Here is a 15,550-nt window from a genome sequence, read left to right on the forward strand (position 1 = left end):
GCGGTGGACCCGGCGTCAGAAGCGTGGAGTCGGAGCCGCCGCTTCCACCATCTCCGCCGCCTCCTCCTTCGTCTCCACCGACGGGGGCGAGCCCGCCAGGGGCTTCTGGGCCGTTTCCTTCATGCAGGCCACCGCGATGACGCCCACCAGCGCCGCCGCCATCGAGTAGTACGCCGGGATCATGTCCGTCCCCGTGATGCTGATCAGGGAGGTGATGACCAAGGGGGCCGTGCCGCCGAAGAGGGACGCGGAGATGTTGTAGCCGACCGACAGGGAGCCGTAGCGGACCGAGGTCGGGAACAGGGCCGGGAGCGTCGCCGACATGGTGCCCAGGAGGCAGACCAGGGAGAGGCCAAGGAGGAGCATGCCCGCGGAGACCCCGAGCAGGCTGCCCTGTTTGATCAGGAGGAACGACGGGATGGACAGGACCAGGAAGCCGACCATGCCCGTCATCAGGAGCGGCTTGCGGCCGAAGCGGTCGGACAGCTTGCCCACCTGACTGATGATCAGCATCAGGACGATCATCGTGCCGATGAGGATCAGCAGGCCGTGCGAGTCGTCGTAGCCGAGCTCGTCCGAGAGGTACGTCGGCATGTAGGACAGGAGCATGTAGTCGGTGACGTTGTACGCGCCGACCAGGGCGATGCAGAGGATCAGCGTGGCCCAGTGGTTGCGGAAGATCTTCGCGAGATCGCCCTTGGCCGTGGTCTCCACGGTGGACGCGCCCTCTGACGCCGAGTGGAAGGTGGCGTCCTCCATCTTCTGGAACGCGGGCGTCTCGTCGAGCCGCAGCCGCAGGTAGAGGCCGACGAGGCCGAGCGGGCCCGCGACGAGGAACGGCAGGCGCCAGCCCCACGACTCCATGGCGTCCGAGCCGAGGGCCGTGTTGAGGATCAGCACCAGGCCCGCCGCGCCCGTGTAGCCGGCCAGGGTGCCGAGCTCCAGGAAGCTGCCGAAGTAGCCGCGGCGCTTGTCGGGGGCGTACTCGGCGATGAAGGTCGACGCGCCGCCGTACTCACCGCCGGTGGAGAAGCCCTGGACCAGGCGGAAGAAGATCAGCAGGACCGGGGCCCAGAAGCCGATCGTGGCGTACGACGGGATCAGGCCGATGGCGAGGGTGCCGATGGCCATCATGATCATCGTGAGCGCGAGGACCTTCTTGCGGCCGATCTTGTCGCCCATCGGCCCGAAGACCATGCCGCCGATGGGGCGCACCAGGAAGGAGACGGCGAAGGTCGCGAAGGACGAGATCAGCTGGACCGTGTCGTTCCCGGAAGGGAAGAAGACGTGGCCGATGGTGACGGCCAGGTAGCTGTAGATGCCGAAGTCGAACCATTCCATGGCATTGCCGAGGGACGCGGCTTTGACCGCCCGCTTGACCGCCGCATCGTCCGTGACCGTGATGTCCGTGCGGCGCAGCGGTGGATTCGAGCGCCGTTTGCCGGCCCGGAAGAGCCGGTGGTGGCGCTTCACCGCCTCGGTATCGGCCTCTGCCTCGTCGTGGGCCGCCATGGGTAGTCCTTCCGTTCTGCGAACAATCCTCCTGGCATCACTTGCTCGAACATGGCCGACGCAAACGAAGGCCCCCGGGAAGGGGGCCTTCGTCACAGTTGCCGGGGGAACGGCTGAACGGGGGAGGGGCGGTCAGATCCCCAGGTCCTTGATGATCTTGGCTACGTGGCCGGTCGCCTTCACGTTGTAGAAGGCGTGCTCGACCTTGCCCGCCTCGTCGACCACGATCGTGGAGCGGATGACGCCGGTCACGGTCTTGCCGTACAGCTTCTTCTCGCCGAAGGCGCCGTACGCCTCCAGGGTCTCCTTGGAGGGGTCGCCGACCAGCGTGACCTTGAGGTTCTCCTGCTCGCGGAACTTCGCGAGCTTCTCCGGCTTGTCGGGCGACACGCCGATGACGTCGTAGCCCGCGCTCGCCAGGACGTCGAGGTTGTCGGTGAAGTCGCAGGCCTGCTTGGTGCAGCCGGGGGTGAGGGCGGCCGGGTAGAAGTAGACGATGACCTTGCGGCCCTTGTGGGCGGCCAGGGAGACCTCGTTGCCGTCCGCGTCCGGCAGGGTGAAGGCCGGAGCCGTGTCGCCGGGGGTGAGTCGCTCGCTCATCTTTCGGTCTCCTCGCACAGGATGCTCGTAAAACGTGTGGTGACGGAGTCGAGCGTAATAGGGGTGCCGTGGGGTGCGGCGCGCCTGGAGCTGACAGACTGTCGGCGACACGTACAGAAGGAACAGACAGCCGGACACGACCACGGAGGCAGCGCGGTGTCGGACACGTCGGATATCAGGACCCCGGCGCAGATCGAGGCGGACATCAAGCGCCGTCGCGAGACGCTCGCCGAGACGCTCGACGAGATCGGGGTGCGGGTCCACCCGAAGACGATCGTCGGTGACGCGAAGGCCAAGGTCGTCGCCACCGTGGACAACTCCCTCGGTCGGGCGTACGTCGGTGCGAACCGCGTGGTGACCGACGTGCGGGCCCAGCTGGTGCACGAGGACGGTGCGCCGCGCCTTGAGCGCATCGTGCCGGTGGCGCTGGTGGTCGTGGGCCTCGTGGGGCTGCTCGCGGTGGGCACGCGGCGCCGCAGGGACTGACGCGGCGGCGTACGAAGGGCCGACCCGGCATCGTCCGGGCGCGGTGTCGGCAGGTAGGTTCGGGGCGTGAGCGCCAAAAGCCAGGGACACAGCCCCCACGACGACAAGCTGCCCATCCGGATGCTGCACGACCGTGTGCTCGTGCGGCAGGACACCGCCGAGGGCGAGCGCAAGTCGGGCGGCGGCATCCTGATCCCCGCGACCGCCGCCGTCGGCAGGCGTCTGGCCTGGGCCGAGGTCGTCGCCGTCGGGCAGAACGTGCGGGCGGTGGAGCCGGGCGACCGGGTGCTGTACGACCCCGAGGACCGGGCCGAGGTGGAGGTGCGGGGCGTGGCGTACGTGCTGATGCGCGAGCGCGACCTGCACGCCGTGGCCGCCGACCGGTTCGAGGGCTCCGAGGACTCGACCGGACTGTATCTGTAGCGATCCGTAGCGAGCTGGAGCGGCCCTCCAGCGTGCGAAGGGGCTGGTGACCATCGTCACCAGCCCCTTTTGCGCGTTCTTTGCTACCTTTTAAGGACCCCGACGAGACGCGCCGTACCGGGTTTTGGAAAAGACGACGCACCCCCATCAAGAAACGCGATCTCGCGTTCCTACGTTGTCGGAGGTGCCGTCATGGCCTGGGTTCTGTTGATCGTCGCCGGTCTGCTCGAAGTGGGCTGGTCGATCGGGATGAAGTTCACCGAGGGGTTCACCCGGCTGTGGCCGAGCGTGTTCACCGGCCTCGGGATCGTCGCGAGCATGCTGCTGCTCTCGCACGCCGCCAAGACGCTGCCCATCGGCACGGCGTACGGCGTCTGGGTCGGCATCGGTGCGGCCGGCGCGGCGGTGGTCGGAATGATGGTGCTCGGTGAGCCCGCCACCGCCGCCCGGATCTTCTTCGTCGTGCTGCTGCTGGTCGCCGTCGTGGGCCTGAAGGCGACCTCGGGGCACTAGCCCGGGGGCGCCGGTACGCCCGCTACTCGGCGCCGTCGCCCTTCCTTCTGGCCGCCGAGTTGTCCGTCAGGCCGCCCAGGGCCCCGTCGTCCTCGCCCGTGCCGCCGTCGGCGGTGGCGCCGTCGGTCTGCCCCTGGGCGGCGCCCGGATCGGCGGTGGTGCCTCCGTCGGCCGCTCCGCCGTCCACGGTGGCACCGCCGTCCGTCTGGCCCTGCGTCTGCCCCTGGTCCTGCCCCTGCGTCTGGCCCTGGTCCTGGCCCTGGGTCTGCCCCTGGTCCTGGCCCTGCGTCTGGCCCTGGTCCTGACCTTGGGTCTGGCCCTGGTCCTGGCCCTGCGTGGTGTCGTCGCCCCCGGTGGCCGCTCCGCCGGTCGCCGGGTCCTCCTCGACGCCCGACGGGTCGGGGATCACCGGCACGTCGTCGGCGCCCTCCTCCAGCTCCAGGTCGAAGTCCCGCACCGGCTCGCCCTCCAGGGCCTCCCGGGTGAACTGCGCCCAGATCTGGGCGGGGTAGGCGCCGCCGTTGATGCGGGGCTGGCCCAGCGCCCCGTACAGCGGGGTGTGTGCGCCGGTGTCGGGGTTCTGGCCCATCACGGAGACCACCGTGGCGAGTTCGGGGGTGTAGCCCGCGAACCAGGCCGCCTTGTCCTCCTCGGCGGTGCCGGTCTTGCCGGCCGCCGGGCGGCCCGCGGCCTGCGCGGCGGTGCCGGTGCCGCCGTCCACGACGCTCTGCAGGATGGACGTGGTGGTGTCGGCGGCCTCGCGGCTGACGGCCTGCGCGGTCTTCTTCTCCGGCAGTTCGATCACCTGGCCGTCCTTGGTGACCTTCTCGACCATCGTGTACGTGCCGTGCTTGCCGTGGTTGGCGAGCGTCGCGTACGCCTCCGTCATGTCCAGGACGGAGGCCGTGGACGGGCCGAGCGCGATGGAGGGGGAGGCGGTCAGGTCGGGGGTGCTCTCCGGGACGCCGAGGGCGACCGCGGTGTCCTTGACCTTGTCCGAGCCGACGTCGACGGCCATCTGCGCGTAGACGGAGTTGACGGACTTGTCGGTGGCGGTGCGGACGGTGATGTTGCCGTAGTCGACGTCGTCCTCGTTCTCGGGGGCGTACGTCCCGCCGTCCCAGCCCTGCACCGGGCGCTTGTTGGTGCCGTCGTAGATCGTGTTCGGGGTGATCGCGCGGCCGTCCTGGGTGACCGAGCCGTTCTCCACGGCCGAGGTGAAGACGAACGGCTTGAAGGTGGAGCCCACTTGGTAGTCGCGGCGCGTGGCGTTGTTGACGTACTGCTTGGTGTAGTCGATGCCGCCGTACATCGCGACGACCTTGCCGGTGGCCGGGTCGATCGAGGCGCCGCCCGCGCGCACGTTGCGGTCGACCTTGCGGGCCTTCTTGTCGATCTGGGACATCACCTGGTCGTCGACGGCCTTCTTGAAGGCGTCCTGGCGGCCCTTCTGGAGGGTGGTGGTGATGCGGTAGCCGCCCTTGGCCAGGGTGTCCTCCTCGACGATGTCGTTGGACGTCAGATAGTCCTCGACGGCCTGCACGAGGTAGCCGCGCTGCCCGGAGAGGCCGGAGGCGCCCTTGGCCTCCTTCGGCGCGGGGAACTTGGTCTTCGCCCGCTCGGCGGCGCTGAGCCAGCCCTCCTTGACCATGCCGTCCAGGACGTAGTTCCAGCGGCCCACGGCGCGCGGCTTGTTCTCCGGGTGCGTCGCCACGTCGTACGCGTTCGGGGAGTTGAGCAGCGTCGCCAGATAGGCGCCCTGCGCGGTGTTCAGCTTCTTGACGTCCTTGCCGAAGTAGGCCTGGGCCGCGGCCTGCACGCCGTACGCGTTGCGCCCGAAGTAGCTGGTGTTCAGATACCCGGCGAGGATGTCGTCCTTGCTCACCTCGCGGTCCAGCTTGATGGAGATGAAGAACTCCTTGGCCTTGCGGGTGACCGTCTGCTCCTGGCCCAGGTAGTAGTTCTTCACGAACTGCTGGGTGATCGTCGAACCGGACTGCTTGCCCTTGCCGGTGACGGTGTTCCAGGCGGCGCGGATCATCGCCTTGGGGTCGACCGCGGACTCGCTGTAGAAGTCCCGGTCCTCGGCCGCGAGCGCGGCGTGCTGGACCTCCTTGGGGATCTGGCTCAGCGGTACGTTCTCGCGGTTGACCTCGCCGTCGCGGGCCAGTTGGCTGCCGTCGGCGTAGAGGTAGACGTTGCTCTGGGCGATGGCGCCCGCGTTGGCCGGCGGGATGTCGACGATCATGTAGCCCGCGACGAAGCCGCCGACGCAGAGCAGGATCAGCAGGATGAACCCGCCGAGCACCATGCGCCAGGTGGGGAAGATCCGCCGCCAGCCCTTGCGCTTGGGGCGCTTCTTCTTGCCCTTCTTGCCGTCGGTGGCGTCCGCGGCCGCCGCACCCGCGGGGCTGTCGGCCGCGCCGCCCGTCCCTGCGGTGCCCGCGGTGTTCGCGGTGGCCGCGGGAGTGTCCGCGGGGGTGTCGGCCGGGGGGTCCACGGGTTCGCGGGGCGCCCAGCCCTTGGGTTCTTCGGCGCCCGGCTGCTGCGGCTCGTCGCTGCTCATGTCTCGTGGAACTCCCGGTTCGCGTCGTACGTCACGTACGCCTCGTACGACCCATTGCACACTGTCGCTTCCTGCGTTCCCTACCAGGCACGCGCCGCGCGCCGAAAATGCCTGGCACGAGCGGTGACGACGCCACTAGGCTCCGTCTCTTTGGCCCGGACCGGGCAAGGCTCTCGTTAAAGGGGATGCGTGTGCGTACAGGACGGTTCCGCTTGTACGCGGCCGTCGCCCGAGGAGGCTTCCGGCGGTACGCGACCTATCGGACGGCCACCCTGGCGGGGGTGTTCACCAACACCGTCTTCGGGCTGATCCTCGCGTACACCTACATCGCGCTCTGGGACGAGCGTCCGGGGCTCGGCGGCTACGACCAGTCGCAGGCCCTGACGTTCGTCTGGCTGGGGCAGGCGCTGCTCACGGTGATGGCGCTGATGGGCGGCGGCTTCGAGGGCGAGCTGATCGAGCGGATCCGCACCGGGGACATCGCCGTCGACCTCTACCGGCCCGCCGACCTGCAGGCCTGGTGGCTGGCGACCGACCTGGGCCGGGCTCTGTTCCAGCTGCTGGGGCGCGGTGTCGTGCCGATGGTGGTGGGCGCCCTCGTCTTCGATCTGGCCCTGCCCACCGAACCGCTGCGCTGGCTGGCGTTCCTGCTCGCCGTGTTCCTCGGCGCCCTGGTCAGCTTCGCGCTGCGCTTCCTGGTGGCGCTCTCCGCGTTCTGGCTGATGGACGGCGCGGGCACCACGCAGGTGGCGATGCTCGCGGGCACCTTCTTCTCGGGAATGCTGCTCCCGCTGAACGTCTTCCCCGGCGCCCTGGGCGAGATCGCCCGCGCCCTGCCCTGGTCGGCGCTGCTCCAGGTGCCCGCCGACGTGTTCCTCGGCAAGCACACGGGCGCGGACCTGCTGGGGACGTACGCCTTCCAGATCGGCTGGGCCGCGGCGCTGCTCACGGCCGGACGGCTGCTCCAGGCCGTGGCCACGCGACGGGTGGTGGTCCAGGGTGGGTGACATCAAGCGGGCGCGAGAGCGCCTGACGCACGTGCGGGACGGGCTCCGTGCCTACCGGCTGATCTCCGGCATGTGGATTCGCTCCCTGATGGCCTACCGCCTGTCCTTCGTGATGACCGCGTTCGGCAACTTCGCGGTGACCGCCTTCGACTTCGCGGCGATCCTGCTGATGTTCTCCCAGGTGGACCGGCTCGGCGGCTACTCGCTCTCCGAGATCGCCTTCCTCTACGGCGCCACCTGCACCTCGTTCGGGATCGCCGACCTCGCCCTGGGGTCCATGGACCGGCTCGGCAAGCGGGTGCGCGACGGCACGCTCGACACGCTCCTGGTGCGGCCCGCCCCGGTGATCGCGCAGGTCGCCGCCGACCGCTTCGGGCTGCACCGGATCGGGCGCCTGCTACAAGGCGCCCTGGTCCTCGTGTACGCGCTCGTGGTCCTGGACATCGGCTGGACCCCGCTGAAGGCCCTGATGGTCCCGCTGATGCTGCTGTGCGGCGCGGGCATCTTCGCGGCCGTGTTCGTGGCGGGCGCGGCCTTCCAGTTCGTGGCGCAGGACGCGGCCGAGGTGCAGAACGCCTTCACGTACGGCGGCACCACGCTGCTCCAGTTCCCGCCGACCGTCTTCGCCAAGGACCTGGTGCGCGGCGCCACCTTCATCCTGCCGCTGGCCTTCGTGAACTGGATTCCCGCGCTGTACGTCCTCGGCCGGCCCTATCCGCTGGACCTGCCGACGTGGGTGGCGTTCACGCCGCCGCTGGTGGCCGCCGTCCTTCTCGCACTCGCGGGCCTCGCCTGGCGCACGGGCCTTCGTTCGTACCGCAGCACTGGGAGCTGAACTGCCGTGGAGACAGACCTCATTGAGCTGGAGGGCGTCGAGAAGGTCTTCGACGTACGCAAAAAGACCGGCTTCTTGCGGCGCGAGAAGCACGAGGTGCGTGCCGTCGACGGCATCACCTTCAGCGTGCCGCGCGGCGAGATGGTCGGCTACATCGGGCCGAACGGCGCGGGCAAGTCGACGACGATCAAGATGCTGACGGGCATCCTGACGCCCAGCGGCGGCCGGCTGCGCGTGGCGGGCATCGACCCCTCCCGCGAGCGCACCCGCCTGGCGCGGCGCATCGGCGTGGTCTTCGGGCAGCGCACCACCCTGTGGTGGGACCTGCCGCTGATCGACTCCTACCGCCTGATGCACCGCATGTACCGCATCCCCGACGCCCGCTTCAAGGAGAACCTCGACCGGTGTGTCGAACTCCTCGAACTGGGCGCCCTGTTGGACGTCCCCGTGCGTCAGCTCTCGCTCGGCCAGCGGATGCGCGGCGACATCGCGGCGGCGCTGCTCCACGACCCCGAGGTGCTCTACCTGGACGAGCCGACGATCGGCCTCGATGTGATCAGCAAGGCCAAAGTGCGGGAGTTCCTGCGGGACTTGAACGCGCAGGCGGGTACGACGGTCCTGCTCACCACGCACGACCTGACCGACATCGAGCAGCTCTGCAAGCGGGTGATGGTCATCGACCACGGCCGCCTGATGTACGACGGCGCGCTCGCCGGGCTGCACGAGGTGGGCGAGAGCGAGCGGACCCTGGTCGTGGACCTGGAACGCGAACTTCCGCCCATCGAGGTGGAGTCGGCTCGGGTGGTGAAGGTGGAGGGCCCGCGGCAGTGGCTCGCCTTCCCCGCCGCGGAGTCGGCAGCTCCACTTGTCGCCCTGGTCGCGGCCCGGTATCCGATGGTCGACCTCTCGGTCAGGGAGCCCGACATCGAGGCGGTCATCGCCAAGATGTACGCGGAGAAAGCGACCTCGTAGGCTGCTTCTCATGACCGAAGAGCAGCCTCATCTCCCGGACCTCCGGGCCGCCGACGCCGACCGCGAACGCGTCGCCGAACGACTCCGTGACGCCGTGGCCGAGGGCCGCCTGGACATGGAGGAGTTCGAGGAGCGTCTGGACGCGACGTACAAGGCACGTACGTACGGCGAGCTGGAGCCGATCACCCGGGACCTGCCGGAGGCGGGCGCCAAGATCTCGATGGTGAAGCCGGGATCGGCCAGGGAGGGCGAGATCGACTGGCCCTCCCGCATGGGCGGCGAGCCCACCTCCACGGGGGGCTTCGCGTTCTGGAGCGGGTTCATGCGCAAGGGCGGCTGGACGGTCGGCTCTCGGTTCACCGCGTTCGCGATGTGGGGCGGCGGCGAGATCGACCTGCGCGAGGCGCGGTTCGCCGAGCGCGACGTGGAGATCCGCTGCTTCACGATCATGGGCGGCCTGCAGGTCACCGTGCCGCCGGAGCTGGACGTCCAGGTCAAGGGCTTCGGCATCATGGGCGGCTTCGAGGACAAGGCCTCGGGAGAGGGCACCCCGGGCTCCCCGCGCGTGGTGGTCACGGGCTTCGCCCTGATGGGCGGCGTCGGCGTGGACCGCAAGCTGCCGCGGGCGGAGCGCCTGCGGATCAAGGAGGAACGCCGCCGCGAGAAGCTGGAGCGGCGCGAGGAGCGGCGTGCGGCGCAGCTGGAGCGCGGGGGCCGCGGGGGCCGCGGGGGCCGCGGGGATCGGGGAGAGGGGCACCGGCGGCGGCACGGGGAGCACCACCGCAGGTCCGACTCCTCGCACCCGGCGCCGGGGGACTACGGCGCCGGAAGCGGTGAATAGCGCCGCCGGGGAAACGGCGGAGACTACAGCTCGGCGGCCGCGGTGCCCCGCAGGTGCGTCAGGTTGAACGTCTCCGCCATCTTGCGGTAGCCCAGGTCGCTGGGGTGCAGGTGATCGCCCGAGTCGTACTGGCCGCGCAGCTTGCGGGGGTCGTAGGGATCGCGCAGCGCCCGGTCGAAGTCGACGAACTCGTCGAAGACCTTGCCGTCGCGGATCTGCTCGTTCACCGACTGGCGCACGTTCTCCAGACCCGGCTCGTACCCCCGGTGGCCGCCGAACGGCATCAGGGTCGCGCCGACGACCCGCAGGCCGCGTGCGTGCGCCTGGCGCGTCAGCTCCCGCAGGCCCTCGACGATGCGGTCGGGGTCGTTCTGGTGCGGGTTGCGCAGGATGTCGTTGACGCCGAGCGCGATCACGACGGCCTTGATGCCCGTGCGGTCGAGCACATCACGGTCGAAGCGGGAGAGGCCGCTGGGGTTGTCCGCGGGCGTTCCGTTGCCGTCCGAGAGGACGCGGTTGCCGCTGATCCCCTCGTTCACGACGCCGTAGCGCGGGCCGCCCGACTCGTCGCGGAGGCGGTCGGCGAGGGAGTCGGTCCAGCGGGCGTTGGCGCCCATGGTGGAGGAGATGCCGTCGGTGAGCGAGTCACCGAAGACGACGACGGTGCCGTCCGACTCGTTGCTCAGGACGTCCACGGCCGAGAGGTAGCGCCAGGAGGTGCTCTGCTGGGTGTACGCGGCGCCGTTCGGGTCCTCCGTGCGGTCGCCCTCGGCCACGTAGCTGACCTGGCGGGCGTGCGGGTGGAAGGTGACCGGGCCCGAAGGGGTCGGCGAGAACGTCGAGACCAGGAGGTCCGCGTCGTGCGGCACGCGCAGCCGCACCGCGTCGCTCATCACCTGCTGGCCCGCGGGGATCACCACGGACGTGTTGCCGTTGAAGTTCAGGCGGCGCAGGGTGCCCGGTGCCGCGGCCGGGTTGTTCGACCCGACGGCCACGGCGATCGAGGCGTGGGTGATGCTCAGCGGCTGCTGTCCGTACAGGTTCGACAGCGTGATGCGGGCGCTGTCGCCGCCCACGCTGGTGTGCACGACATTGCGGATGGAGCGGCCCGCGAAGCCGTTGCGGTGCGTGTTTGGTTCGGCGGCCGCGGGGGATGCGGCCCAGGAGCCCACCCACGTTCCGGCGGAGGCCGGTGCCGCGGAGTTGTGGGGGCTGCGTGACCCCGCACTGATGGTGTCCTGAGATCCGTCGTCGGTGCGTGTGACACCGAGGTATATGGCGGCGGAAATCACCACTATCACCGCGAGGACCGCGGCAAGCAGGGCATAACCGTGACGCTTGGTCATGCGGGCTGTGTCTCCTCGAGCAGGGGGAGCCTGATCGAGGCTCCGATGTGATCACCCCATGATGCGTCATGGGCCGTGAGGCGGCCGACACTGCCCCCCTCCGTCCCATCAGACGCCGGGAACTTGTCGTCCGTTCCAGGAGTCGGTCAGTAAGGGGTGCAGAGAGACGGGGACAATACGGATGAGGACGCCGCTAACCACGCGAACGGGCCAGGTGGAGTGAGTGGAACGTACGAATCGATCAATTCCGGAGGACGCGGCTCAAGCGGGTGCTGCCGGGCAGCATGCCCGTGCGCCCCGCCCTCCAAGCGGCGCCCCGTCCGGCCCCGGTGGCCCCGCTCCGGGCGGCGGCTTCACGTACAGCCCCGCCGACGAGGAGAAACGGCGCGGCGTCCGCCGGATGAAGATCACGGCGACGGGCCTCCTCGTCTTCGTCGCGGTCGTGTACGTACTGGCCAAGTGGGCCCAGAACTCCGGCGCCGGCGCCTGGGCGGGCTATGTCGCGGCGGCGGCCGAGGCCGGCATGGTCGGCGCGCTCGCCGACTGGTTCGCGGTGACGGCGCTCTTCCGCCACCCCCTTGGCCTGCCCATCCCGCACACGGCGATCATCCCGAACAAGAAGGATCAACTGGGCGCCTCCCTCGGCGACTTCGTGGGTGAGAACTTTCTCTCATCCGATGTCGTACGAGGCAGACTGCGCGCGGTGGGCATCGGAAGCCGCCTGGGCACCTGGCTGGCGGACCCCGAACACGCCGACCGGGTGACGGCCGAACTGGCGACGGCGCTGCGCGGCGCCTTGACGGTGCTGCGCGACTCGGACGTCCAGGCGGTCGTCGGCGAGGCCATCACGCGCCGCGCGGACGCCCAGGAGATCGCGCCGGGCATCGGCAAGATGCTGGAGAAGGTCGTCGCGGACGGCGGCCACAAGCGGGTCGTCGACCTGGTCTGCGTACGCGCCCACGACTGGCTGGTGGAGCACGACGAGTCGGTCATGGACGCGGTGCAGGGCGGCGCCCCCGGCTGGACGCCCAGGTTCGTCGACAAGAAGGTCGGCGAGCGCGTCTACAAGGAACTGCTCCGCTTCCTCACCGAGATGCGGGACATGCCCCAGCACCCCGCTCGCGGCGCCGTCGACCGCTTCCTCGCCGACTTCGCCGTCGACCTCCAGTCCGACTCGGACACCCGCGAGCGCGTCGAGCGCCTCAAGCGGGAGGTCCTCGGCCGCGGCGAGGTGCAGGACCTGATCGCGTCGGCCTGGTCGGCGGTGCGCCAGATGATCGTGGCCGCAGCCGAGGACGAGCGCAGCGAGCTGCGCCTGCGGGTGCGGGCCGCGCTGCTGTCGCTGGGCGCGCGGATGGCCACGGACGGACGGCTTCAGCAGAAGGTGGACGGCTGGGTCGAGGGCGCCGCGGTGTACGTGGTGACGACGTACCGCGACGAGATCACGTCTCTGATCACGGACACGGTCGCGGGCTGGGACGCCGAGCACACGTCGAAGAAGATCGAGGCGCACATCGGCCGCGACCTCCAGTTCATCCGGATCAACGGCACGGTGGTGGGGGCGTTGGCGGGCCTCGCGATCTATACGGTGTCGCGGCTGCTGGGGGCGTAGGCCGGTCGGGCGGACCACCCGCGGCTCCGGCGCGCGTGAGGGCGCCTTTGCTGGGCACTCTGGAGGAGCTCTCCTGACGCCGGGAGAGCCGTCGTCCGGGCCGCGGGAGCCTGGGGCCGCCGCGGGAGCCGCCCAGGGAGCCTGGGGCCGCCGGAGGGAGCCGCCCCGGGAGCAGCAGGCCGGCGACGTGGGAGCAGCGGAAGGAGCCGCCCGCCATGACCGCGTCGTCCACGCCCGCCCCGCCGCCGCCGGACCGGGAGAGCACCCCGTCCGACGAAGGCACCATCACCACGGCCGTGCCCGCCCGACTGGACCGGCTGCCCTGGTCCCGCTGGCACTGGATGATCGTCATCGGCCTCGGCACGGTCTGGATCCTGGACGGCCTGGAAGTCACCACCGTCGGCAACATCGCGAGCCGCCTCTCCGAGGAGGGCAGCGGCCTCGCCATCAGCTCCGCCCAGGTGACCGGCACCGCGGCGGCCCTGTACGTGGCGGGGGCCTGCGCGGGAGCCCTCTTCTTCGGCCGCCTCACCGACAAGTACGGCCGCAAGAAGCTCTTCATGGTCACCCTCGCGGTGTACCTCGGCGCCACCGCGCTCACCGCGCTCTCCTTCGACGCCTGGTGGTTCTTCCTCTTCCGCTTCCTCACCGGCTTCGGCATCGGCGGCGAGTACGCGGCCATCAACTCGGCCATCGACGAACTCATCCCGTCCAAGTACCGCGGGCGCGTGGACCTGATCATCAACGGCAGCTACTGGCTTGGCGCGATCGGCGGTTCGCTGCTCTCGGTCGTCATGCTGAACACCAGCATCTTCCCCAAGGACCTCGGCTGGCGGCTCACCTTCGCCCTCGGCGTCGTCCTGGGCCTGGTGATCCTGCTCGTACGCCGCCATGTGCCGGAGAGCCCGCGCTGGCAGTTCATCCACGGCCGCGGCGAGAAGGCGGACGCCCTCGTCACGGCGGTGGAGCGGGAGATCGAGGAGGAGAAGGGCGAACGCCTGCCGCCGCCCGAGCGCGAGATCACCATCCACCAGCGCAAGAGCATCGGCTTCGGCCTGATCGCCAGGACCGTCTTCCGCGACTATCCCAAGCGCGCGGTGCTCGGCCTCTCCCTCTTCATCGGCCAGGCGTTCCTCTACAACGCGATCACCTTCGGCTTCGGCGCGATCCTCACCAAGTTCTTCGACGTCCCCTCGGGCAGCACGGGTTACTACTTCGCCGTCATCGCGGCGGGCAACTTCCTGGGCCCGCTCTTCCTCGGCAAGCTCTTCGACACGGTGGGCCGCCGGATCATGATCTCGTCGACGTACATCGTGTCGGGCGTCCTGCTCTTCGGCACGGCCTGGCTCTTCGACCGCGGCTCGCTGAACGCGGCGACACTCACGGCCTGCTGGTGCGTGGTCCTCTTCTTCGCGTCGGCGGGCGCGAGCAGCGCGTACCTCACGGTCTCCGAGATCTTCCCCATGGAGACCCGCGCCATGGCCATCGCCTTCTTCTACGCCATCGGCACGGCGGCCGGCGGCATCAGCGGCCCGCTGATCTTCGCCAAGCTGACCGAGTCGGGCGTCGTCGGCGACACGGTGCTCGCCTTCCAGATCGGGGCGGGCCTGATGTGCGCGGCGGGGCTGGTCGCGGCGGTGTTCGCGGTGAAGGCGGAGCAGCGGTCCCTGGAGGACATCGCGAGTCCGCTGTCGGAGGCGAAGGCGGGGTAGCCCTCCGGGGCCCGGACCGGATGGGAAGATCCCGGCATGAGCGGAGAGGGAGCAGGGGCAGTACAGGGAGCGGAGAGCGCGCACCGGGTGGCGGTCCTCGTCAGGGACGGGGTCCTGCCCATGGAACTGGGCCTGGTCCACCAGCTGTTCGGCAACGCACGCTCCCCGCAGGGCACGCGCCTCTACGAGGTGACGACCTGCGCCCTGACCCCCGGCAGAATCCGCACGGACGCGGACTTCCCGGTCCACGCCGAGCACGGCCCCGAGGCGGTGGCCGCCGCGGACACGGTGATCATCCCGGCCTCGCACGAGGAGGACGAGTCGCTGAGGCCGGGCGAGCTGTCTCCCGCCCTCGCGGAGGCGCTCGGGTCCGCCACCGGCGCCCGTACCGCCTCCATCTGCACCGGCGCCTTCGTCCTGGCGGCAGCGGGCCTCCTGGACGGCCGCAGGGCGACGACGCACTGGCTCTCGGCGGACCTCTTCGCCCGCACGTTCCCGAGCGTGACGGTCGACCCGGACGTCCTGTACGTGGACGAGGGCGCGGTCCTCACCTCGGCGGGCGAGGCCGCGGGCATCGACCTCTGCCTGCACATGATCCGCCGCGACCAGGGCGCGGCGGTGGCGGCGGACGTGGCCCGCCGCACCGTCGTACCCCCGCACCGCGAGGGAGGCCAGGCCCAGTACATCCGACGCCCGGTGGCGGAGCCGCGGCTGACGTCGACGGGCCGGGCCAGGGAGTGGGCCGAGGGGCGGCTGTCGGAACCCCTGACGCTGGCCGGGATGGCCGAGCAGGAGGCCATGAGCGTGCGGACCTTCAGCCGCCGCTTCCGCGACGAGACGGGCTTGACGCCGATGCAGTGGCTGACCCAGCGCCGCGTGGACCGGGCCCGCGAGCTCCTGGAGGAGACGGACCGCACGGTCGACCGCATCGCGGCGGAGGCGGGCTTCGGCACGGGCGCTTCGCTGAGGCAGCACTTCCAGGCGGGGCTGGGGGTGTCGCCGGGGGCGTACCGGATGACGTTCAGGGGGACGCGGGGCTGACCGCCCCTGGGCCGGCGTCTCGCGCTGCACGACCGGCGGGCCCTCCGGCGCGTGAGGAGTCCCGTTCTGAGTACGCGTACTCTG

14 protein-coding genes and 1 riboswitch are annotated in these 15,550 nt (G+C 70.3%); of the genes, 10 read left to right on the forward strand and 4 right to left on the reverse strand.

The genetic code is table 11. From position 1 onward, the window contains the following. Window positions 1-15 precede the first annotated feature (15 nt). Both proP and bcp read right to left on the reverse strand, forming a co-directional pair. The gene (gene proP, locus ACIGXX_RS18965) at window positions 16-1,512 is read right to left on the reverse strand and encodes a glycine betaine/L-proline transporter ProP (protein ID WP_366463792.1); all 1,497 of its coding nucleotides are present in this window, start codon (window positions 1,510-1,512) and stop codon (window positions 16-18) included. Window positions 1,513-1,644: 132 nt separating this feature from the next. Further along, complete coding sequence (gene bcp, locus ACIGXX_RS18970; RefSeq protein ID WP_351164763.1) at window positions 1,645-2,112, reverse strand: thioredoxin-dependent thiol peroxidase; 468 nt, start codon at window positions 2,110-2,112, stop codon at window positions 1,645-1,647. 156 nt (window positions 2,113-2,268) lie between these two features. On the opposite strand from bcp, the gene ACIGXX_RS18975 reads away from it, so the two are divergent. The 3 genes from ACIGXX_RS18975 (at window position 2,269) to ACIGXX_RS18985 (ending at window position 3,534) form a co-directional block, all read left to right on the forward strand. Continuing rightward, window positions 2,269-2,598: a DUF3618 domain-containing protein gene (locus ACIGXX_RS18975; protein ID WP_366463793.1), complete on the forward strand. Its 330-nt coding sequence runs from the start codon at window positions 2,269-2,271 to the stop codon at window positions 2,596-2,598. A 66-nt stretch (window positions 2,599-2,664) separates the two neighbouring features. Continuing rightward, window positions 2,665-3,021 (forward strand): co-chaperone GroES, encoded by a 357-nt coding sequence (locus tag ACIGXX_RS18980; protein WP_160505256.1) that lies wholly within the window; start codon window positions 2,665-2,667, stop codon window positions 3,019-3,021. Window positions 3,022-3,094: 73 nt separating this feature from the next. Then, a riboswitch (guanidine-III (ykkC-III) riboswitch) is annotated at window positions 3,095-3,164 on the forward strand. A 49-nt stretch (window positions 3,165-3,213) separates the two neighbouring features. After that, entirely contained in the window at window positions 3,214-3,534 is a 321-nt protein-coding gene (locus ACIGXX_RS18985; RefSeq protein WP_249589693.1) for a multidrug efflux SMR transporter, read from the forward strand. Between the two features lie 22 nt (window positions 3,535-3,556). Here ACIGXX_RS18985 and ACIGXX_RS18990 read toward each other — a convergent pair whose 3' ends face one another. Continuing rightward, window positions 3,557-6,100 (reverse strand): transglycosylase domain-containing protein, encoded by a 2,544-nt coding sequence (locus ACIGXX_RS18990; RefSeq protein ID WP_383822389.1) that lies wholly within the window; start codon window positions 6,098-6,100, stop codon window positions 3,557-3,559. A 185-nt stretch (window positions 6,101-6,285) separates the two neighbouring features. On the opposite strand from ACIGXX_RS18990, the gene ACIGXX_RS18995 reads away from it, so the two are divergent. Genes ACIGXX_RS18995 through ACIGXX_RS19010 form a run of 4 tightly spaced genes read left to right on the forward strand, consistent with a single transcriptional unit; the run spans window position 6,286 to window position 9,755 of the window. Then, window positions 6,286-7,107: an ABC-2 family transporter protein gene (locus ACIGXX_RS18995; RefSeq protein ID WP_351164761.1), complete on the forward strand. Its 822-nt coding sequence runs from the start codon at window positions 6,286-6,288 to the stop codon at window positions 7,105-7,107. Next, window positions 7,100-7,942, forward strand: a complete 843-nt coding sequence (locus ACIGXX_RS19000) for an ABC transporter permease (protein ID WP_351164759.1) — start codon at window positions 7,100-7,102, stop codon at window positions 7,940-7,942. Before ACIGXX_RS18995 ends, ACIGXX_RS19000 begins: the two co-directional genes overlap by 8 nt. A 6-nt stretch (window positions 7,943-7,948) precedes the next feature. Then, window positions 7,949-8,914 (forward strand): ABC transporter ATP-binding protein, encoded by a 966-nt coding sequence (locus ACIGXX_RS19005; protein WP_366463795.1) that lies wholly within the window; start codon window positions 7,949-7,951, stop codon window positions 8,912-8,914. Between the two features lie 10 nt (window positions 8,915-8,924). Next, window positions 8,925-9,755 carry a DUF1707 domain-containing protein gene (locus ACIGXX_RS19010; protein ID WP_399977014.1) on the forward strand — a complete coding sequence of 277 codons (831 nt, stop codon included), beginning with the start codon at window positions 8,925-8,927 and terminating at the stop codon, window positions 9,753-9,755. A 23-nt stretch (window positions 9,756-9,778) separates the two neighbouring features. Here the strand turns inward: ACIGXX_RS19010 and ACIGXX_RS19015 are convergent, their stop codons facing one another. Next, window positions 9,779-11,101 carry an SGNH/GDSL hydrolase family protein gene (locus tag ACIGXX_RS19015; RefSeq protein WP_351164756.1) on the reverse strand — a complete coding sequence of 441 codons (1,323 nt, stop codon included), beginning with the start codon at window positions 11,099-11,101 and terminating at the stop codon, window positions 9,779-9,781. Between the two features lie 223 nt (window positions 11,102-11,324). Here ACIGXX_RS19015 and ACIGXX_RS19020 point away from each other — a divergent pair, with 223 nt between their 5' ends. From ACIGXX_RS19020 to ACIGXX_RS19030, 3 genes are all read left to right on the forward strand, one after another. Next, window positions 11,325-12,713 (forward strand): DUF445 domain-containing protein, encoded by a 1,389-nt coding sequence (locus tag ACIGXX_RS19020; protein ID WP_399977018.1) that lies wholly within the window; start codon window positions 11,325-11,327, stop codon window positions 12,711-12,713. Between the two features lie 215 nt (window positions 12,714-12,928). Next, window positions 12,929-14,425 carry an MFS transporter gene (locus ACIGXX_RS19025; protein ID WP_351164753.1) on the forward strand — a complete coding sequence of 499 codons (1,497 nt, stop codon included), beginning with the start codon at window positions 12,929-12,931 and terminating at the stop codon, window positions 14,423-14,425. Between the two features lie 36 nt (window positions 14,426-14,461). Beyond that, window positions 14,462-15,466: a GlxA family transcriptional regulator gene (locus ACIGXX_RS19030; RefSeq protein WP_399977022.1), complete on the forward strand. Its 1,005-nt coding sequence runs from the start codon at window positions 14,462-14,464 to the stop codon at window positions 15,464-15,466. Window positions 15,467-15,550 lie beyond the last annotated feature (84 nt).

Source organism: Streptomyces sp. NPDC055243 (assembly GCF_044544025.1).
Classification (GTDB): Bacteria; Actinomycetota; Actinomycetes; order Streptomycetales; family Streptomycetaceae; genus Streptomyces.